At 35.6% G+C, this 21645-nt stretch carries 13 protein-coding genes; 11 read left to right on the forward strand and 2 right to left on the reverse strand.

The window, feature by feature from the left end; translation table 11 throughout:
* Window positions 1-261 precede the first annotated feature (261 nt).
* From EO244_RS14185 to EO244_RS14205, 5 genes are all read left to right on the forward strand, one after another.
* Complete coding sequence (locus EO244_RS14185; protein WP_164977505.1) at window positions 262-3297, forward strand: sensor histidine kinase; 3036 nt, start codon at window positions 262-264, stop codon at window positions 3295-3297.
* Between the two features lie 409 nt (window positions 3298-3706).
* The gene (gene pflB, locus EO244_RS14190) at window positions 3707-5932 is read left to right on the forward strand and encodes a formate C-acetyltransferase (protein WP_129255351.1); all 2226 of its coding nucleotides are present in this window, start codon (window positions 3707-3709) and stop codon (window positions 5930-5932) included.
* Window positions 5933-6027: 95 nt separating this feature from the next.
* A complete protein-coding gene (gene pflA, locus EO244_RS14195; RefSeq protein ID WP_129255352.1) occupies window positions 6028-6753 on the forward strand; it encodes a pyruvate formate-lyase-activating protein in 726 nt (241 codons plus the stop codon).
* 35 nt (window positions 6754-6788) lie between these two features.
* The gene (locus EO244_RS14200; protein ID WP_206734575.1) at window positions 6789-7661 is read left to right on the forward strand and encodes a formate/nitrite transporter family protein; all 873 of its coding nucleotides are present in this window, start codon (window positions 6789-6791) and stop codon (window positions 7659-7661) included.
* A gap of 278 nt (window positions 7662-7939) precedes the next feature.
* Window positions 7940-8845, forward strand: coding sequence for a bifunctional enoyl-CoA hydratase/phosphate acetyltransferase (locus EO244_RS14205; protein ID WP_129255353.1), 906 nt, complete (start codon window positions 7940-7942; stop codon window positions 8843-8845).
* Window positions 8846-8921: 76 nt separating this feature from the next.
* Here EO244_RS14205 and tpx read toward each other — a convergent pair whose 3' ends face one another.
* Complete coding sequence (gene tpx / locus EO244_RS14210) at window positions 8922-9437, reverse strand: thiol peroxidase (protein ID WP_129255354.1); 516 nt, start codon at window positions 9435-9437, stop codon at window positions 8922-8924.
* A 178-nt stretch (window positions 9438-9615) separates the two neighbouring features.
* Window positions 9616-12117 carry an ATP-dependent Clp protease ATP-binding subunit gene (locus EO244_RS14215; RefSeq protein WP_129255355.1) on the reverse strand — a complete coding sequence of 834 codons (2502 nt, stop codon included), beginning with the start codon at window positions 12115-12117 and terminating at the stop codon, window positions 9616-9618.
* A gap of 336 nt (window positions 12118-12453) precedes the next feature.
* On the opposite strand from EO244_RS14215, the gene gyrA reads away from it, so the two are divergent.
* From gyrA to EO244_RS14245, 6 genes are all read left to right on the forward strand, one after another.
* Window positions 12454-15051 (forward strand): DNA gyrase subunit A, encoded by a 2598-nt coding sequence (gene gyrA, locus EO244_RS14220; protein WP_129255356.1) that lies wholly within the window; start codon window positions 12454-12456, stop codon window positions 15049-15051.
* Between the two features lie 161 nt (window positions 15052-15212).
* Window positions 15213-16382 carry a tetratricopeptide repeat protein gene (locus tag EO244_RS14225; protein WP_129255357.1) on the forward strand — a complete coding sequence of 390 codons (1170 nt, stop codon included), beginning with the start codon at window positions 15213-15215 and terminating at the stop codon, window positions 16380-16382.
* 323 nt (window positions 16383-16705) lie between these two features.
* The gene (locus EO244_RS14230) at window positions 16706-17275 is read left to right on the forward strand and encodes an RNA polymerase sigma-70 factor (RefSeq protein ID WP_129255358.1); all 570 of its coding nucleotides are present in this window, start codon (window positions 16706-16708) and stop codon (window positions 17273-17275) included.
* A gap of 65 nt (window positions 17276-17340) precedes the next feature.
* Window positions 17341-18294 (forward strand): FecR family protein, encoded by a 954-nt coding sequence (locus EO244_RS14235; protein WP_129255359.1) that lies wholly within the window; start codon window positions 17341-17343, stop codon window positions 18292-18294.
* A gap of 55 nt (window positions 18295-18349) precedes the next feature.
* Window positions 18350-18805: a hypothetical protein gene (locus tag EO244_RS14240; protein WP_129255360.1), complete on the forward strand. Its 456-nt coding sequence runs from the start codon at window positions 18350-18352 to the stop codon at window positions 18803-18805.
* A 266-nt stretch (window positions 18806-19071) separates the two neighbouring features.
* Window positions 19072-21633, forward strand: coding sequence for a TonB-dependent receptor (locus tag EO244_RS14245; protein ID WP_129255361.1), 2562 nt, complete (start codon window positions 19072-19074; stop codon window positions 21631-21633).
* Window positions 21634-21645 lie beyond the last annotated feature (12 nt).

Below are 21645 nucleotides of genomic sequence, written 5' to 3' on the forward strand. Positions count from 1 at the left end.
CTGACTTGTCAGGCGACGTATTCGCACCGTTCTGTACTTCTCACTAACTTGATTTGCCTTCTATCCCGAGTTAATACTCATGATAGAAGGCAATTTTATATTTTACTTTTTGTTGTGTTTGTCCTGAGCTTTTTGATTGAGGATTTTGCAGGTTGAATCCAGGCAGGAAAAGAGAGTAAGCATTCTGTATTTAACTGAAATATTTTTTTATAGAAAGTTTTATTCTTATTTTAGTTATACGCTCATTAATATATGGTTAAAATGAATTCAGTTATTCAAGGGAGATTAATTATTTGTCTACTCATTCTTTTTATTTCAGCAGAAAGTTTATTTGCTCAGCGTACTGTATTTAGTATGTATGAATATAATAAGGAAAATGGTTTACCCGAAGAGTTAGTGAAAGATGTTATAGCTGACAGACAGGGGATTCCATATTTTGCTACAGATAACGGTTTATATGCCTTAATACATAACGAATTTCACAGAGTGCCAATAGCCGAGGGGAAGTCGTCATATTTTAAAGCTTTTTTTTCATTAAACGATCAGTCAATTTTGGTTGTTTCTGATGATGCGATCTATAAATTGATTTCAGGTACTGAAAATGCAAGATTGGAGTTATTTATCGAATGTAACAAAGGGGAGGGCGTACCCGAATATCCTAAGAATATTTACCAGGATTCTAAAAATCGAATTTGGATTGCCGATCATTCTAATATCTTTTCTTATGCGAATGGAAAACTGACAAAGTATAAAATGGATGAGAAGAATAAATCTGATTCTTATTTGCGATCATATCAGTTTATGGAATTGGATCAAGGCCAAATAATGGTGGTTTCTCAGAGGGGTTGGTTTTATAAATTCAATGAAGATCTGAATGTTTTTGGGGAGATGAATTATGAAGCGAAATTTTTGGTTAACACCCTTTTTCTGTATAAAAGCAATGAGTTTATTTTGGGAACATCGAAAGGTTTAATGAATTTCAAGTATGCTTCCAATGGTGATCTTTTAGAGGAAAAAGTACTCGATCCTTATATTGTAGCTTCCTGTATGGTACCGTTAAAAAGAGATCGGTTTCTTGTGGGGACATGGTTTCAGGGACTTTTAGAGGTTTCTTTGAGCCCTAATTTTAACGTTTATCCGGCTGGCGGGTTTCCCTCCTTTTCTGTCAATAATATGTATCGGGATTATTTTGGTTGTGTATGGGCGGCAAGCAATTCGGGCATTGTACATCTTGAGACAGAATTCTTTTCTACCCAGCTTCTTAATCAGAATACAGATTGGGTTAGGGATTTTGTTACAAATGAAAAAGGCATTTATTTTCTCAATCCCCAATCTGTGTGCCGGGTATATCCGGATTATAGTGTTGAGACTGTTTTGGAATTTGATACAAACAACTCGACAAAATTAGGCATTTGGAAAGATTTGATTCTTGTTGGGAATGCTGTAGGAGAAATACGTTGTTATAAGAAAAATAGATTGACGTATACCTTTAAGGTTTCGGATACTGATGTAACTGATATTGCCATTAATTCGTCAAGTGAAGCATGGGTGATTAGTAATTATGAACTTTTTCGGCTTGATTTATCAGATGGAAGTCAGAGTTCCTATTTAAAACAATTTGGAGGCAATCGTGTTGTTCGTGATGTGGAGTATCTGAATAAAAACGATTTGGTTATTGGTGGGGCAAATCAAGATTCTTATTTATATTTCTACGATAAATTTAATGATAGCATTACAAATGCCAGTGTTGATACCGATTTTATGAAGGGGAAGGAATTCTGGACCAGAGATATTTATATAGATGGAGATTCTATATTTATAGGAACTTCTATTGGTTTAATTAAGTATTTTGATGGGGCCGTTGAACGAATTGATTTGGATGATTATACGGGAAAGGAAATCAGCTCTGTTACTAAAGATAGTGAGGGGCACCTGTGGTTGAGTGAAAGTAGAGGGGTAATTCGAAAGTCAGGTGATGAATTAACTTTGTTTACAACCAAAGATGGTTTACCTTCAAAAACAGTTCGTATTGGCAATATATTGGTTGACGGTGGAGGCGTTTTATGGGTTGGGACAAGTAATGGCTTAGCTTATTCTGACATAAAACAAAAACCAAAAAAAATCCCCAAACCTTTACTTTATAGCATTTGGGATGGGAAACACATCTTACTTACAGATAGTATTTTAAACGTATCTAAAAATACAACGATCTTTTTTAATGTGAGCAGTTTATCGTACCCACAAAAAAAGAATCAATTTGAATATTGCATTATTGATGAGTTTGGAGGTGTCCCAGATTGGTTACCATTAAAGACAAAGAACCAGATTATTATATCTGATTTAAAAGTTGGTGATTATCAATTCAAGATTCGGACAAAACACTCGGGCAATTACTTTTGGAGTGATGAAAGACATCTTACCATTAAAGTAAATGAAGTTTGGTATCTGAGGTGGTATAGTGTTGTGATTTTTGTTTTGTTTTTGCTGGCTATAATATATCTGACTTATTTGACCAGTAAAAATAGAGCACATAAGAGAATGTTGAATCTCCAACGATTGATTGATGAACAAACCAAAGATTTAAAAAAGGTTAATGAGGAGTTGGAAACAGTCAATTTAGCGAAGGATAAGTTTATTTCAATTATTGCTCACGATCTGCGTAACCCTTTTAATGCTATAAGAGGTTTTTCTCAAATGTTGTTGGATCATACTTCGGTATTGGAGTCAGAAGAGAAGAATGAAATAATTGAGATGATTTATAAAAGTTCGGATGATACTTTTAAACTGCTGGAAAACCTTCTGGATTGGGCTAATCTTCAAAAAGGGAATATGATAGCGACACCTGAGTCTTTTAACCTCAGGGAATTGATGCAAAAAAACCTTGATGTTCATAAAAAACTATCCGCAATTAAAAAGGTGAATATTGAAGGGGAATTTTCGGATGTATTCGTTTTTGCAGATCAATGTATGATCGATACGGTGGTTAGAAATCTTCTGTCGAATGCGATTAAATACTCTTATCCTGAAGATGTTATTGTACTCGAAACAGAAGAGCTCGATGATATGGCTGTGATTCGAATTAAGGATCATGGTGTAGGGATGAGTTCTGAAAGAATTGATCAGCTTTTCCGTATTGATGCCATTAGTTCAACGAACGGGACTTCTGATGAAACCGGATCAGGATTTGGCTTGATGCTATCCAAAGAGTTTGTTGAGCTGAATGGTGGTAGGATTGAGATTCAATCGGAAAAGGGGAAGGGAACAGTTTTCTCAGTATACATTCCCTTAGATAAATAACTTATTTTATTACTAGCAAGAGACGAATTTCCTTATTAGACATTTAGTTTGTGTTTTGTTTTCATAATTACCCTCTGTGAAATAGAATACTTGTTTGTCTTTTATTATGTTTTAAGAAGAATCCTAAAGAAACGTGTATCGGTCTAAAAGTTTACAAATGGGTCTTTTAAGAACAAAATTGTACTCTATTAATACTAACTCCCCAGCTATCTCACTGTTTGTTAGATGTTTGCTGCTTTGTAATCCAGAGATTGCAAAATAATTAAATAATGCTTGCATAGCAATATTTAAAGTCTTTACTTTGCGGCCGTAAAAATGAAGGAGATGTTCGATATTTCTTAGCATTTTTACCGGATTATCTTTAGTGGATAACCGCTCTATACAACCAAAAGAACAAAAACTAGTTAGCATGACTAAAATGCAATTCAAGGCCGGAGAGTGGCAAAAAGCAATTAACGTTAGAGATTTCGTTAGTAATAACCTAACTTCCTATGAGGGAGATGCTTCGTTCTTAACCGGAGCAACAGAACGTACAAAGAAATTATGGGACATCTGTAAGAATGCCGTTAAAGAAGAGCGCGCAAACAATGGTGTTCGTTCAATAGATACTGAAACAGTATCAACTATTGCTTCTCATGGAGCAGGATATATCGACAAGTCGTTGGAGCTAATCGTAGGTCTTCAGGCTGACGAATTGCTTCGCAGAGCGATGAAGCCTTATGGTGGTATTGCTGTTGTTGAAAAAGCTTGTACTGAGCAAGGTCTTGAGGTATCAGACCGCGTTAAGGATATTTTCCGCAACTTTGCAAAAACTCATAACGATGGTGTTTTTGATGCTTATACTGACGAGATTCGTAAATTCCGTTCATTAGGATTCTTGACAGGTCTTCCTGACAATTACGCACGTGGTCGTATTATTGGTGACTACCGTCGTGTAGCGCTTTACGGTATCGATCGCCTGATCGAAGCGAAAAAAGAGGATTTGGCTGGTTTAACCGGAACTATGACTGATGATTTGATTCGTCTTCGTGAAGAGGTTGCAGAGCAAATTAAAGCTTTGGGTCAAATCAAAGAGTTGGGTGCTAAATACGATTTAGAATTAGGACGTCCGGCTGAGACTGCACAGGAAGCTATTCAATGGGTATACATGGGTTACCTTGCTGCTGTTAAGGAGCAGGATGGTGCTGCTATGTCATTGGGTAATGTTTCAACTTTCCTTGATATTTACATCGAGAGAGATCTTCAGGATGGTACCATTACTGAAGAGTTGGCTCAGGAAATGCTTGATCAATTCGTAATGAAATTGCGTATGGTTCGTCACCTTCGTATGAACGCTTACGATGAGATTTTCGCTGGTGACCCAACTTGGGTAACTGAGTCAATCGGTGGTAGAACTATGGATGGCAGAACTAAGGTAACTAAGACATCTTTCCGTTTCCTTAATACATTATATACTTTAGGTGCTTCTCCAGAGCCAAATATGACTGTGCTTTGGTCTGATTGTTTACCTGAAGGATTCAAAAAATTCTGTGCTAAGGTTTCTATCGATACGTCATCTATCCAGTACGAGAATGACCAATTGATGCGCGATACTCGTAAGTCTGATGATTATGGTATTGCTTGTTGTGTATCTTATCAGGAAATTGGAAAGCAAATTCAGTTCTTTGGTGCACGTTGTAACCTGGCTAAAACGCTTCTTTTGGCTCTTAACGGTGGACGTTGCGAGAAAACAGGTACTGTACTTATCGAAGGTATTCCAGCATTGTCTAGCGACGAGTTGAACTTCGACGAAGTAATGGCTAACTATAAGATTGCGATGAGAGAAATGGCTCGTGTATACAACGATTCAATGAATATCATCCACTACATGCACGATAAGTACTACTACGAGAAAGCACAAATGTCTCTAGTTGATACAAATCCTGCTATTAACCTTGCTTATGGTATTGCTGGTCTTTCAATCGTTGCTGATTCACTTTCTGCAATTAAAAATGCTAAGGTAACTGCCGTTCGTAATGAAGAAGGTTTAACTTGTGATTTTAAAATCGAAGGTGATTTCCCATACTACGGTAATGATGATGATGCAGTAGACTGTTTTGCAGTTGAGATTCCAAACATCTTCAATAGTATGTTGAAAGAATTGCATACTTATAAGAATGCTGAGTCTACAATGTCTATTCTAACCATTACTTCTAATGTGGTTTATGGTTTGAAGACTGGTGCGACTCCTGATGGTAGAGCTGCAGGTGTACCTTTTGCTCCTGGTGCTAACCCAATGCACGGACGTGATTCAAATGGTGCGATTGCTTCTTTGAACTCTGTAGCAAAAATCAACTACGAAGATTCATTGGATGGTATCTCAAATACGTTCTCAATTGTTCCTAAATCGTTGGGTGCAACTGAAGAAGCTCGTACAGAGAACTTGGTAACTATGATGGATGCATATTTTGTTAAAGGTGCTCATCACCTTAACGTAAATGTATTGAACCGTGATCTTCTTATGGACGCTATGGAGCATCCTGAAGAATACCCACAGTTGACTATTCGTGTTTCGGGTTATGCAGTTAATTTCGTAAGATTGACTCGCGAACAGCAATTGGAAGTTATTTCTCGTTCTTTCTTCGAGAAAATGTAATGATTTTCATTTGAAATGATATAATTCCGGGGCTCCTATGGAGTTCCGGAATCTTTTTATAAAAAGATTCATTTTTACTTAAAACAAACATACAAATGCTAAATGTTCATTCTTTCGAATCGCTTGGGACTTATGACGGACCAGGTATTCGACTCGTAGTTTTTTTACAGGGCTGCGCATTTAAATGTTTATATTGTGCGAACCCCGATACCATAACTTTCAAGGGAGGTACACCAACTCCTAATGAAGAAATTATGCGTAAGGCTCGCAATCAAAGACCATTTTTCGGTAAAACGGGAGGGGTCACAATTTCAGGGGGAGAACCTTTGTGGCAAGCAAAAGATCTTTCTGTTCTATTTCAGGAGCTAAAAGATGATGGTTTCAATACGTGTATCGATACCAATGGAAATGTATTTAATGATGATGTGAAAAATTTGTTGAAGAATACAGATCTGGTGTTGTTGGATATTAAACATATCAACCCGGATTGGCATAAGACCATCACGGGTAAAACAAATGAAACAACTCTGAAGTTTGCCAAATATCTGAAAGATACAAATACACCAACCTGGTTGCGTTACGTGTTGGTTCCGGGGTATTCAGATCAGGAAGATTATTTGCATGAAATGGGACAATATTTCAAAGATTATTCAAATATCGAAAAACTGGAAATCCAGCCTTACCATAAATTAGGGGTTCATAAATATGAGCACTTAGGTATGGAATATAAACTTGATGGAGTACCTGAAAATTCTTCTGAACAATTGACTCGGGCAGAAGAGATCTTAAGTCTGTACTTTAAAGAGATAATTATTAATTAAAAACAGAGTTCAACTCTTTGTTAAACAAACAAGTGATGTCTTTTAATACATTTGAAGAAACTGTTGAAACAGTTGAGCGTAAAGCATATGTCGGAGCTAAAGAATCGAATTCGGTTGTAGAATATATTGGTTTTAATTCTCCGAAAGAAACTGTTGAAGTTGTTAATCATACAGCAGAAGCAAAACGAGATACAGCTTCTAAAAAAGTTTTTGTTTTGGCTATCTTAGCTGGTGGTTATATTGCTATGGGGAGCCTTTTGGCTTTAATCGTTGGAGGTGCCATGCCAGGGCTTGCTCAAACCAATCCGGGTTTGCAGAAGTTCTTTTTTGGCGCTGTTTTTCCATTGGGATTAATTCTGTGTGCAGTAGCCGGAGCTGAGCTTTTTACAGGGAATACCGCTTATTTCATTCCTTCAGTCTTATCAAAGCGCATGTCTGTGAAAGTGCCTCTGAAAAATTGGGCTATTGTTTATGTAGGGAACTTTATTGGGTCAATTATAGTCGCTTATTTTCTGGTGTATCTCACTGAGGTTATCATGCATTCTCCATCAATGGATTCGGCTATAAAAATTGCCATTGCAAAAACGTCAAATCCTTTTTACAAAACCTTTTTGAAAGGGATTGCTTGTAATTGGATGGTTGCTTTGGCAATGTGGTTGGCTTATGCAGCTAAAGATATCACAGGTAAGATTCTGGGTATTTGGTTTCCAGTAATGGCTTTTGTTGCAATGGGATTTGAACACTGCGTTGCGAATATGTTTTTTATTCCGGTTGCCATTTTTCATGGTGCAGATATTACCTGGATGGATTTTATTGTGAAAAACTTAATTCCAGCGACTTTGGGTAATATTGTAGGAGGGGGCTTATTTGTAGGGACTGCCTATTGGTATGCTTATGATAAAAAATAAGTTTAATTATAAATTGTTTTGAAAGCAGTAATCTTAAGGTTGCTGCTTTTTTTATGTTTTTTTGATTTAGAGTGGTAATAGACTGACTCAGTTCTATACTTTCATTTTATAAGGGAAAACTTCATATTAATGATAGATGATAATATTTATCCCAAATTTAAATACAAATCAGGCTTTATTTTATATTTTTGCCTTACACTAGAGATGGATAGTTTAAGGACGCTGTCTTTTATAAATTCATCAACGAAGAACAAATACAAACACCAAAATAAATCAAAATGATTACACGTTTAGATCAAATCATTGACGTTCTTAAGAACAACGAAAAGAAAAGATTGGTAGCTGCTTATGCTAACGATTCTCATACAATTGGGGCTGTAAACGATGCTGTGGAATTAGGTATTGTTGATGCAACTTTGGTTGGTGACGAAGCTGAAATTGAAAAAACTTGTAAGGCGCATAACTTTGATATGTCACGCTTTACAATTGTTCATGAGCCTAATGAACTAAAGGCAGCTCAAAAAGCTGTTGAGTTGATCAACAATGGTGAAGGCGATATGATTATGAAGGGCCTTGTAAGTACGGATAAGTATATGAAAGCCATTCTTAATAAAGAAAATGGGTTAATGCCTCCAAAGGCCGTTTTGAGTCACGTGACTGTGATGGAAAATCCGAATTATCATAAATTATTGGTTGTGAGTGATGTTGCTGTAATCCCTCAGCCAGATTTGAATCAAAAAATTGCGATTACAAACTATGTAATTAAAGTTGCTCAATCTTTAGGAATTGAAAAGCCAAAGGTTGCTTTGATTGCTGCTTCTGAGCAGGTGTTGCCAAAGATGGAGGCTTGTGTTGATGCAGCTATTATTTCTAAAATGGCTGATCGTGGTCAGATAAAAGGTGCTTATGTTGATGGTCCATTGGCTATTGATGTGGCAATTGATAAGGAATCTGCTGAGATTAAGAAATTGGATTCAATGGTTGCCGGTGATGCCGATTGTATGGTGTTCCCAAATATCGAAAGCGGTAATGTTTTCTATAAAGTAAATACCAAATTAGCGAATGCTGAACTCGGAGCAATGGTTATGGGAGCGAAGGTTCCGGCTATCCTTTCTTCACGTGGCGATAGCGTAAAAACGAAATTGTATTCTATTGCTATGGCTGCACTTGTAGCTTCAAAATAAAAGCAATCTGAGTGTATTTAAATAAAAGAGGGCTAATTCATCAGAATTAGCCCTCTTTATTTTATATGTTTTGAGCTTAAATAAGTGTTTTAGCCACTTCAATAGCTGCGTCAAAATTTGGAGCGTCTGTTACTTCAGGAACGTACTCAACATACTGTATGGTGTTTTCTTTATCGATAACAACGACTCCACGAGTCAATAAACGTAGTTCCTCAATTGAGAAGCCATACTTGTAACCGAAATCCATTTCCTTGTGATCAGATAATGTTATTAAATTTTCGATACCTTCTGCACCACAAAAACGGCCTAAAGCAAAAGGGAGGTCGTTGGATAAAGTGATGATCTGAACGTCGTCTCCTAAACTAGAAGCTTCCTTGTTGAATCGGTGAGCCTGAGCTGAACAAACGCCCGTGTCAACAGATGGGAAAATAGATAAAATCTTTACTTTTCCATCGAAATCTGATAGAGATACAGGAGCTAAACCTTGATTTAGTGCTGTGAAATTTTCAGCTTTATCACCTTTTTTTACGGGGTTTCCAACCAATGTAATTGCACCACCTGCAAATGTCACTTTTGTATTGTCTTTTTTCATTTGATTTGTATTTTAATGTTATATTTTGTCTAAATAGGAAATCAGGATTGTAAATTCTCTTTTTATCCTTTCGGATACCAAAGATATGTAATATTGGTTATTTAAACTAAGTCGCAATAAAGATTTTTGTTGAATTATATAAAATAAATAATGCCAGCATTGCTGGCACTATTAAAGTTTATTCAACTTCTTTGTTTTGTTTCAAAATCTTAGTTGTGATCTTGCCTTTGTTTTTGTCAAGCCCAACGGATATGGTGTCACCTTCAGTTAGGGAAGCACGTATAATGACTTCGGCCATTTCATCTTCCAGATATTTCTGAATCGCACGCTTCAGTGGGCGGGCTCCATATTGTACATCATAGCCTTTTTCAACGATGAAGTCTTTGGCAGCTCCTGAAATCTTAATCTTAAAACCTAAGTCTTCAACGCGGCTGTACAAGCCTCTCAATTCAATATCGATAATTTGATGAATATGTTCCTCATTTAATGAGTTAAACATGATCAGATCATCTACACGATTTATGAATTCAGGTGCAAAAGCCTTGCGAAGGGCTTTTTGAATAATATTATTGGTATAGTCGTTAGTGCTACTGCTTTTGGATTGGAATCCAATTCCTTGACCAAAATCTTTAAGCTCGCGCGATCCAATGTTGGATGTCATGATAACGATACAGTTTTTGAAATCAACTTTACGGCCTAACGAATCTGTTAACTGCCCATCATCGAGTAATTGCAATAGAATATTGAAAACATCGGGATGCGCCTTCTCAATTTCATCCAATAAAATAACAGAGTAGGGCTTACGTCTTACTTTCTCAGTTAATTGCCCGCCTTCTTCGTAACCAACATATCCCGGAGGTGCACCAATCAAACGCGATACGGCAAACTTCTCCATATATTCACTCATATCGATACGAATCAAAGCCTCAGAGCTATCAAAAAGATATTCTGAAAGGACTTTTGCCAATTGTGTTTTACCAACACCGGTAGGTCCTAAAAAGATGAATGAGCCAATTGGTTTGTTTGGATCTTTTAAGCCTGCTCGATTTCTTTGGATGGCTTTTACAATTTTAGCAATGGCATCATCCTGACCAATTACTCTTTTTCTGAGCTCTTCATTCATTTGAAGCAAGCGTGAACCTTCAGCCTGAGCGATACGCTTAACAGGAACACCCGTCATCATGGCAACAACCTCAGCAATATTTTCTTCTGAGACTCTTTCTTTTTGCATGCTCAAATCCTTTTCCCATTTATCTTTTTCGCTTTCAAGTTTATCCATCAGCTGTTTTTCCTTGTCTCGGAAACTGGCAGCTAATTCAAATTTTTGAGCTTTAACAGATTTGATTTTTTGTTGTCTGGTTTCTTCGATGTTTGCCTCAAGCTCTTCAATAATTTTAGGAACCAGAATATTGGAAATATGTACACGCGATCCCGCTTCATCAAGAGCATCAATTGCCTTATCAGGCAGGTGACGATCACTAATATAACGTGTTGTTAGTTTAACGCAGGCTTCGATAGCATCCGGTGTATAATATACACTGTGGTGATCTTCGTATTTCTCTTTGATATTATTGAGAATGGAAATTGTTTCTTCAATTGAAGTGGGTTCAACTAAAATTTTCTGGAAACGTCGTTCCAGGGCGCCGTCTTTTTCAATATTTTGACGGTATTCATCCAAAGTTGTCGCCCCTATACATTGAATCTCTCCACGAGCTAAAGCGGGCTTTAACATGTTGGCCGCATCAAGAGAACCAGTGGCTCCACCAGCGCCCACAATGGTATGGATCTCATCAATAAAAAGAATAATATTGGTGGTTTTAGCTAACTCGTTAAGAATTGCTTTCATTCTTTCTTCAAACTGACCACGGTATTTTGTCCCGGCAACAATAGAAGCCAAATCAAGAGTAACCACACGTTTGTCAAAAAGGACACGAGAAACTTTTCTCTGAATAATCCTTAAAGCTAAGCCTTCGACAATTGCCGATTTTCCAACACCAGGTTCCCCAATAAGAATAGGGTTGTTTTTCTTACGTCGGCTAAGAATTTGTGCTAAACGTTCGATTTCAATTTCACGTCCAACTATAGGATCAAGGGTGCCTTCCTCAGCTGCTTGAGTAATATCCACCCCAAAATTATCGAGAACAGGTGTGTTTGATTTTCCTGTAGTCCCAGATTTGGGATTATTACCATGCATGCCACTACCGGATCCTTCTCTCTCTTCTGAAGGGAAATCGGCTTGAGCTTTGGGTAAAGTAATATTGATATTATTTTTCACTGTATTATAATCTATATTTTTAGCATCTAAGTAGCGTGTCACCAAACATTTTTCATCCTTTAAAATCGCCAATAATAGGTGACTAGTATCTATGGTTTGGTTTTTTAAAGCCTTTGCTTCAAGGTAAATAAGTTTTAAAACACGCTCAGCAGATTTTTGTAATGGAATATCTTCCTGACCTAATCGGTCTAAGGTGGTGTTTTGCAGCTTAAATTCCAGATCGTGTTTGAGATCAAGGAGATTGATCCCCAGGGAACTAAGGATGCTAATTGCAACACCTTCACCTTCACGCAGAATCCCTAAAAAAAGATGCTCGGTGCCAATTGCACTATTGCCTAATCTTTCAGCTTCATCTTTGCTATAAGACAGGACATCTTTTACACGGGGTGAAAACTTTGATTCCATATATATGATGTTTTAGTTGTGTATTTATTCTATTCGTCTTTGGTGAATTTAATAAGAATATTTTTATTCGAAGTAAACTTAAGTCAAAAATATAGGGAATTTAACGGTCATTGTGACTAAAGGACGAAGATTAAAGGACTTAAGCTGATCGAGCTTAATATAGCTAAAATATTTATCTTAATTGGACTTCAAATAGCAGCCTATTTATTATCAAAATTGCACATATTTTTTTACTTTTGTCTTTCTGTGATTTGAACTATGAAATGAACGTTTCATTTGGTCAAAAAGCAGGAATTATATTTCCCATTAAAGAATAGAATCTAAAAGACAAAATATATGACCACGGGAGAAAGAATCATACGCATTAATATTGAAGAGGAAATGAAATCGGCTTACATCGATTATTCGATGTCAGTAATTGTTTCCCGAGCTTTACCAGATGTTAGAGATGGACTTAAGCCTGTTCACCGCCGAGTGTTATTCGGAATGAATGAATTGGGTATAGCAGCCAATAAACCTCATAAAAAATCAGCGAGAATCGTTGGTGAGGTTTTGGGTAAGTATCACCCTCACGGTGACAGTTCAGTTTATATGGCCATGGTTAGAATGGCTCAACAATGGTCTTTGCGTTATCCTTTGGTTGATGGGCAGGGTAACTTTGGTTCGGTTGACGGTGATAGCCCAGCGGCTATGCGTTATACTGAAGCACGTATGAAAAAGATTGCGGAAGAAATGCTTGGCGATTTGGAAAAGGATACAGTTGATATGTCTCCTAACTTTGATGAAACTTTGCAAGAGCCAACTGTACTTCCTACTCGTATCCCCAATTTATTAGTAAATGGAGCTTCAGGTATTGCAGTGGGTATGGCAACCAATATGCCACCACATAACTTGACAGATATAATTGATGCAACCATTGCTTATATCGATAATAACGATGTTTCTATTGATGAGTTGGTAGATATTGTTAAAGCTCCAGATTTTCCAACAGGAGGTACTATTTATGGATACCAGGGTGTTAAGGAAGCTTATGAGACGGGTAAAGGTCGTGTAGTAGTAAGAGCAAAAACAAATATTGAAGTTACGGATTCTGGCCGTGAAAAAATTATTGTGTCAGAAATTCCATATATGGTTAATAAGGCCGAATTGATTATGAAGGCGGCTGATTTAATCAATGATAAAAAAATTGATGGCATTTCAAATGTAAATGATGAATCAGACAGAAACGGTATGCGTATTGTTTTTGATTTGAAACGTGATGCCATTGCTAATGTTGTGCTAAACAAATTGTTTAAGTACACTCAAATGCAATCATCGTTCTCTGTGAACAATATTGCATTGGTAAAAGGGCGACCACAATTGTTGAATCTTAAAGATTTGATTCTCTATTTTGTTGAGCATCGTCATGATGTGGTTGTACGTCGTACGCAATTTGAATTAAGACAAGCTGAAGCCAGAGCTCATATTCTTGAAGGATTGATTATTGCCTCGGATAATATTGATGAAGTGATTAAAATCATTAGAGGCTCAAAAAGCCCTGATATTGCACGTGCATCTCTGATCGAGCGATTTGAATTGTCTGAAATACAGGCTCGCGCTATTGTTGAAATGCGTCTTCGTCAGTTAACAGGACTTGAACAAGATAAATTAAGAGCTGAATATGATGAAATCATGAAATTGATTGATCATTTAAAAACAATTTTAAATGACCATGATGTTCGTATGGGTATCATTAAAGAGGAGCTACTTCAGGTTAAAGCTAAATATGGTGATGAAAGAAGGACTGAAATTGTATATGCTTCAGAAGATTTTAATCCGGAAGATTTCTATGCTGATGAAGAAATGGTGATTACAATTTCGCATATGGGCTATATCAAACGGACACCATTGACAGAGTTTAAAACTCAAAACAGAGGTGGTGTAGGAGCGAAGGGTTCTCATACCAGAGATGAAGATTTCCTTGAGCACATGATAATGGCGACTATGCATAACACCATGTTATTTTTTACCGAAAAAGGAAAATGTTTCTGGTTGAAGGTATTTGAGATTCCTGAAGGGTCAAAACAATCAAAAGGTAGAGCGATTCAGAATCTTCTAAATATTGAGCCTGATGATAAGGTAAAAGCATACATCAATGTATTGACTCTTAGCGAAGACGAATATATCAACAACAATAATATCATTTTGTGTACGAAAAAAGGTATTGTGAAGAAGACTTCGCTTGAAGCTTATTCTCGTCCACGTGTCAATGGTGTGAATGCAATTACCGTACGTGAAGGTGATCAGTTGTTGGAAGCAAGATTAACCAATGGCAATAAAGAAATTTTAATTGCTGCTCGATCAGGAAAAGCTATCCGTTTTGCTGAAGATCAGGTTAGAGCGATGGGTAGAACTGCATCTGGAGTACGAGGAATCACTCTTCGTGACGAGGCTGACGAGGTTGTTGGCATGATTTGTGTCGAGAATTCAGACGAAGATATCATGGTGGTTTCTGAAAATGGTTATGGAAAACGTTCCAATATTGATGATTACCGAATTACCAATCGTGGAGGTAAAGGTGTTAAAACCATTAATATTACTGAAAAAACAGGCGAACTTATTGCCTTAAAATCAGTGAGCGATAGTGATGACTTGATGATTATTAATAAATCAGGTATTACAATTCGTTTAGCAGTAGCAGGTTTAAGAGTTATGGGACGAGCAACACAAGGGGTGCGTTTGATCAACTTGAGTAAAAAAGGGGATTCAATTGCCGCCGTTGCAAAAGTTAATGCAGCAGGTGAGGAAGAACTAATTACTGAAGATCTTGAAAATGGTGTAGTTGTTGATCAGCCTGATAATTTAATTGAAACATCAATTGATGAGCAAGTTGAAGAGAATGGTGAAGATCAGCCTAAAAATACCTTGGATGGTGAACAAACCAGTTTATTCTAAAACTTAGATTAATTATAAAGAAAATAATCTTGTTTCAATTGTCGATTTATGGATTAAATTTGTGCAAGATTCTTATACAAACAAACTATAAAAAGAGGCTTTCTTATTGATTTTTTTAAATATTAGGAAAGATTCACAAGCAAAACAAAAACTATTTACTGATGAAAAAATTATCATTCATTATGGTTCTTCTTTTGTGTGTTTCAATGGTAAACGCTCAGAAGAGTAAAGTAACAGGTGCTAGCAACTACCTAACATCTGGTAAACTGGATAAGGCAAAAGAAGCTATTGATGCAGGTATTAGTGACGAAAAATGTGTTGCATGGCCAAAAGCATACTTAGTACAAGGAAAAGTTTATCAAGCTATTTTCGAAAGTCCACTTCCAGCCTATAGAAAATTATCTGATACACCATTACAGATAGCTTATGACGCTTACATGAAGTGTTTGGAACTAGATGTTAAGAATAAATATGCTAAGGCTGTTAAAGCTCAGATGACAAACTTAATTCCAGATTACACAAATAAAGCTGTTGAATTTTACAATGCTGAAGATTATAATGGAGCATTGAATGCATTTGAGAAAGTTTTAGAGATTGAGAACATGGAAATGTTCAAAGCTGATAATATTGCCGTTGATACAGCTGTTATTTTTAACGCTGGTCTTGCTGCACAAAAAGCTAATAATCTTGAAGCTGCAATTAAGTACTATAAGCAGACTATAAGTTATAATTACGGTGGTGCTAAAGCTTATGCGTATTTATCTAAAGTTCTAGCAGATAGCAATAAAGCAGAAGAGTCGTTGACTTACCTACATAAAGGGTTTGAGATGTATCCAAACGATTCTTACATGCTAGTTGAGTTGATTAACCATTACTTATTGGGAGGTGAGCCAAGTAAAGCTGCTGAATACCTTGATAAAGCAATTGCTTTAGATCCTGAAAATGGTTCATACTACAGAGCAAAGGCTACTCTGTATGAAAAAACAAATGAGATTGAGAAAGCAAAAGAATTGTACAATATTGCTTTGGCTAAAGATCCTAAGGATTATATTTCTTATTACAATCTTGGTGTTCTTCAAATAAACGTTTGTGAAGAAGCTCGTAAGGTTACTAATGATATTATAGATCAGAAAAAATATGATGCAGCTGTTAAGAACTTATATAAGTTATATGAAGAAGCTATTCCATATTTCGAAAATGTTCTTGAGATTAAGCCTGATGAGCAGAATTCAATTGTGACTCTTAAAGAACTTTATTTCAAGCTTAGAAATGAAAAGCCTGAGTATATGAAGAAATATGAAGAATTTAAAGCAAAAGCTGATAGCTTGTAATAAATTCGGTAAAATTTTTCGAAGCCTCCAAGAATATTCTTGGAGGCTTTTTTATGAGGGCATATTGATATAATTGTGAAAATAATTACAAACACGCCTTACTTAACATAATATGAATTATAAGACTTTGTGTTTCAGATTTGCTTCATTAATTCCATCTAAAAAATATTGTAAAACAATATCAAAAATATTATTTATCGTACGTGTTTTAAAAATTTAATTGTCCTTAACTAAATCAGATTGTTTAAATTTAATGACATTTTAACAACTTACTTTATTATAGTAGCCTTCGAGTTGTTTGTCCGGATACAAATTGAAAGTTTATGATGACAAATTCTAATACTGTAGAAATAATTAATGACAAACGTATTGAGCAGTTATTTAATGAGTACTATTTGGTATTGACTGCATATGCAAATAAATTTCTTAAGGATTTGGAAGAATCTCGTGAAGTTGTTCAGGATGTTTTTGTCAAGCTTTATGACAGAAAAGAACGTATTAAAATACACACATCAGTTAAATCTCACCTGTATCAATCTGTCAAAAATGCGTGTTTAAACATTATCAAACAAAATCAGAACAGGTCTCTGCATCACGAGAATATTCTGTATTTGAACGATGCTGCCAGTTATGAGATTGATGATATATTTGAACAAACAGAATTGGAATATCAGCTTTATAAAGCTATTGGTGAGCTTCCAGATCAATGTCAACGCATATTTAGAATGAATCGTATTGAAGGATTAGATAATCAAGAGATTGCAGATTATTTACAGATTTCGAAGCGCACTGTGGAGACACAAATCTCAAAAGCACTAAAAAGCCTGAGATTAAAATTGAGTCCCACTCTCCTTCATCTTATGATTTTATGGCTGATTTATAATAGTAAATGAAATGTTTTTAGGTGTAAGTACGTGTTTTGATTTTGATTTTGTCTTAGTATAAGAAAAGCTTGAAAATGAAAAATATTAATATAGATGAAGATTTGTTACGAGTAAATCTTCAAGGTCGTGCTAACGAGAAGGAAAAGGCTACTTTGGTTTCCTGGCTGTCCGAATCGTCTGAAAACAAAGAACTGTTTGTAAGAATGACTGAACTTTGGTCTTCAGCTTCAAATATAGATGTATTTGAACAGATTGATTTGGAACTCGACTGGAAGAGAATTCAGATGAAGCGAAAAAAAAAGACTTTTGGGGTAACGCACATCTTGAGATATGCAGCTGTCGTTTTTATCAGTTGTAGTCTTAGTTTCCTTTATTTATACAACACCACTCCCGGATTTGGCAAATTATCGAAAGTACAAACCACAGAATCTAAGGATAAATTTGAATTAGCTGATGGAAGTCAGATTCAGTTAAATGTGAATAGTAAATTGATATACCCCAACCATTTTGGAGATAATAAACGCTTGGTTAAACTCAAGGGTGAAGCGTTTTTCAATATAAAAAGAGACACGTCCAAGCCATTTATTATTGAATCAGGTAAAACTCTGATTAAGGTTTTGGGAACCAGCTTCAATATTAGGAATATGGCAGGAGATCAGACTCTTGTTAGTGTTAATACCGGTAGAGTAAGTTTTAAAATTAAGAATAATGACCAGGAATTAATTTTAACAAAAGGGCAAGTTGGTTTGTTTAAGGATAATCAGCTTGCAATAATAAATAAGCCCGGTTTTAATTATGATTCTTGGCGTACGGGATTTCTGAGTTTTAAAAATACCCCTTTCATTCAGGTTCTTCAAGATATTGAAAGACTGTACAAAGTTGAAATTAAGAATCAAAACATTGAGCTTGAAAACTTGAAACTGACTATAGATTTTAATAATTACGATATAGATAAAGTTTTAAAACAATTAGAGCTTTTAATACAGGCCAATATTGAGAAAAAAGGACAAGTTATTACTATAAAATAAATCATGGTAAAATTCAAACACCAAAATCACTGTAATATTTAAATTAAAATTTCACATGAGAAAATTATTATTATTAGCTTTAGTAGTAGGCGCATTTGTTTTTGAATCAAACGCACAAACAGTACAGTACAAAGTCGTTACTTCGGTCGAATCAATTGTGCCAATGGGTCTTGGACGATCAAGAATTATTGAAGAGAAGTCCCCTATCGATGCTCAGGCTTTTACAACTGAACGTACAGATGGCAAGAAAAGTAATCAAGGTTCAGTTAAAAGAAAAGATGCCAAAGTTGATCTGTTTGCAGAAACAAAGTTGCTGAATTTCTACAGTGTTGCGGGGATTAACTTCCAGAATATTGCTTCGAATGATGCCCTTATTTCATCCAAAATAAACACATTGGTTGCCGAAGGTTGGGAATTGGCATTTGTGACATCTGCAGTTGAGAGTGATAGCGGAAAAGGCGATGGAAAAGGTATTTTTATTACTCGTTATATATTCAAGAAAACAATGTAATAAACATTGAAATACTTGATTCAGAACAGAATATTTAATTTTAGATTACAATGGCTTGCCTTAATTTGGCAAGCCATTTTTGTTATGTATTTGTATGAAATGGTTCTCAGTTTTTATCTTTTTTTCTATTAGCGCTTTAGGATCAAAGAAATAATGCTTGAGTATGATTAATATAAAAAACTTCTGTATTAAATTTGCAGTCCGTTAAAAATACATCAAGTCTATTGAATCATATCCTAAAATATATCCTATTCTTATCTGTGTTGATGATAGCAACACACAGTTATGCTCAAGATGTATTGTTGAAACAACAACTTAATCTACCCAAACAGGAGTACATTGTATCTGAATTATTTAATGAGATAAATAAGCAGACAAGAATTGAATTTAGCTACACCAGTGATTTGAATTTTGATGAAAAAGTAGTCTTGCAAAAGCAGCAGTATAGTGTCGAAAATTGTTTGAAGCAAGTTCTCGATTTGTCATCATTTAAAATTGTTTGTTTGGATAACAAAATCTTAATTGTAAAGATCCCTTTTGAAGAACAGATGTTTAGAATCAGTGGTTTTATAAGCGATGCAGAAACAGGTGAAAACCTGATAAATGCCAGCATCTATAACCCCAAAACATTTGAAGGTACTGTGAGTAATAATTTTGGTTTTTTTAGTTTTTACCAAAAGAAGAAATGCCCTCAAGTTAGAATATCATATGTGGGTTATGAGGATAAAGAACTTAAATTCAGTTGTATTAAGGACACTAGCATTAATATAAAACTCCAGCCCAATAATTTACTGAGAGAGATAAAGGTTGTTGCTGACGATAAAACAAACAACATCAACCATCTCTTTTTGAGTACTTATAATATTACTGAAACTGATTTGAAACAAAAGTCGGTTTTAGGCATGAACGATCTTTTTCGAAATATCTCTTATTTGCCAGGTGTTCAGACTGCCAATGAGGCTTCTTCAGGTTTAATTATCAGAAATGGTTCTCCTGATCAAAACTTGATTCTATTGGATGATGTACCTGTTTATTATCAATCACATCTCTTGGGTTTATTCTCCATTTTTAATCCGGATGCTATTCATCAAGCCCGATTAATTAAAGGTGGTTTTCCCGCTCAATATGGAGGAAGAGTCTCGTCTGTACTCGATATTCGAATGAAAGATGGTAATCAAAAGAAGATTGAGGGGGAATTTAACCTTGGACTCCTAACCTCTCAGTTGAGTGTCAGAGGACCTATTATTAAGGGAAAAACAACCTTTAATGTCTCGGCACGACGTTCTTATCTCGATTTATTTACAAATTTGTTGTTTTCTCTTGCTGATTCTGAAGGTCTGTATATGAGTTATTATTTCGCTGATCTCAATTTTAAGTTAACGCACAAGTTTTCAAACAGAGATAAAGTGTATTTGAGTACATATATGGGTAAAGACCTGGCGAAACAGAGACATACCGAGGATCTGACTGATAATTTAACGGAGAAAAGCCGGAATACAATTGGCTGGGGAAATTTTACAAATTCAATCCGATGGAATCATGTTTATAATGATAAATTGTTTGGAAATACATCTTTCATTTTAAGCCGATATACCTATTCGGTTAAGGACCAGCGTCTGAATAAAATAGCTGATGGTGACTTTGAGGAGAACTATTACCGTGAATTTTATTCGGGAATTCGGGACTATACCCTTAAGTCTGAATTTGACTTTATACCCCACCCTAAATATTACTTTAAATTTGGATTTGAAGGCGCATTCCATTTAACCAAACCAGGTAGTAGTTTCTATAGCAGCAAGAATAGTTTGGAAGAGAATACGGTAAAAGATAAAAGTATAAGTGCCTTGGAGTTATCGTTATATGCCGAAAATCAAATTCAGTGGACAAAGAAACTTTTAACCAATATTGGACTTAGAACAAGTCGGTTTGCATTAAAAAATAAGACCTATTTATCTGTTGAACCTCGCTTGACCGCACAGTATAAATTGAATGAGCATTTTAGTTTTAATTCAGGATTTTCTGTGATGTCGCAGTACATGCATTTAATTACGAGCAGTGATTTAAGTTTACCCACTGATATTTGGCTGCCTGTCAACGATAAGATACGCCCTATACGTTCGAGTCAGTATAATCTTGGATCTGTATGGAAAATTCTACCAGGACTTAGTTTCGAATCAGAAATCTATTATAAAAAGACGCGTAATATTTTAGAGTTTAGTGAAAACTATTACACAAGTGACGGCTCTTCAGCTTGGGATCAGCAAGTGGAACCCGGAAAATCATGGTCTACTGGTATTGAATTCATGCTTAAAAAGAATACAGGGAAAACGAAAGGACATTTGGTTTATACACTGGCTAAATCGGAGGTAAAATATAAATATTTGAATTCAGGCAAAGCATTTGCTTCTCCCTATGATCGCAGACATGATTTAAGCTTTCAAATTAGTCAAAAGTTAAGTTCTAAAATCGATTTTACAGTGAATTGGACGTATGGAAGCGGTTTACCCGTTACGCTTGATACCCAATTCGCATCATCTGTATCACCATATCAGCCGGATCGTATTGAAGATGTGCCACTGTTTATAAAAAGAAATGATATACGTATGCCCTCTTATCACAGATTAGACATTTCTTTAAATTTTAGAAAGAAAAAAAAACACGGTACCCGAATTTGGAATATTGGTGTTTACAACGTGTATAATCGGAAAAATCCGAGCCTTCTTTATATGAGTCAAACCTATGATGCCTATGGCAACAGTTCTTATTCTTTGAAACAATTAAGTATTTTTGGCTTAATACCAAGTGTTTCGTACACCTACCGCTTTTAATCATTTGAGATC

Origin of the sequence: Ancylomarina salipaludis (assembly GCF_004122035.1) — a bacterium.
Lineage (GTDB): Bacteria > Bacteroidota > Bacteroidia > Bacteroidales > Marinifilaceae > Ancylomarina > Ancylomarina salipaludis.

Coding starts and splice junctions, on each gene's coding strand:
- tpx (WP_129255354.1), bottom strand. CDS start 9,437: ATGAAAAAAGACAATACAAAAGTGACATTTGCAGGTGGTGCAATTACA.
- EO244_RS14205 (WP_129255353.1), top strand. CDS start 7,940: ATGATTACACGTTTAGATCAAATCATTGACGTTCTTAAGAACAACGAA.
- EO244_RS14215 (WP_129255355.1), bottom strand. CDS start 12,117: ATGGAATCAAAGTTTTCACCCCGTGTAAAAGATGTCCTGTCTTATAGC.
- EO244_RS14225 (WP_129255357.1), top strand. CDS start 15,213: ATGAAAAAATTATCATTCATTATGGTTCTTCTTTTGTGTGTTTCAATG.
- EO244_RS14185 (WP_164977505.1), top strand. CDS start 262: ATGAATTCAGTTATTCAAGGGAGATTAATTATTTGTCTACTCATTCTT.
- EO244_RS14245 (WP_129255361.1), top strand. CDS start 19,072: ATGATAGCAACACACAGTTATGCTCAAGATGTATTGTTGAAACAACAA.
- pflA (WP_129255352.1), top strand. CDS start 6,028: ATGCTAAATGTTCATTCTTTCGAATCGCTTGGGACTTATGACGGACCA.
- pflB (WP_129255351.1), top strand. CDS start 3,707: ATGACTAAAATGCAATTCAAGGCCGGAGAGTGGCAAAAAGCAATTAAC.
- gyrA (WP_129255356.1), top strand. CDS start 12,454: ATGACCACGGGAGAAAGAATCATACGCATTAATATTGAAGAGGAAATG.
- EO244_RS14240 (WP_129255360.1), top strand. CDS start 18,350: ATGAGAAAATTATTATTATTAGCTTTAGTAGTAGGCGCATTTGTTTTT.
- EO244_RS14230 (WP_129255358.1), top strand. CDS start 16,706: ATGATGACAAATTCTAATACTGTAGAAATAATTAATGACAAACGTATT.
- EO244_RS14235 (WP_129255359.1), top strand. CDS start 17,341: ATGAAAAATATTAATATAGATGAAGATTTGTTACGAGTAAATCTTCAA.
- EO244_RS14200 (WP_206734575.1), top strand. CDS start 6,789: ATGTCTTTTAATACATTTGAAGAAACTGTTGAAACAGTTGAGCGTAAA.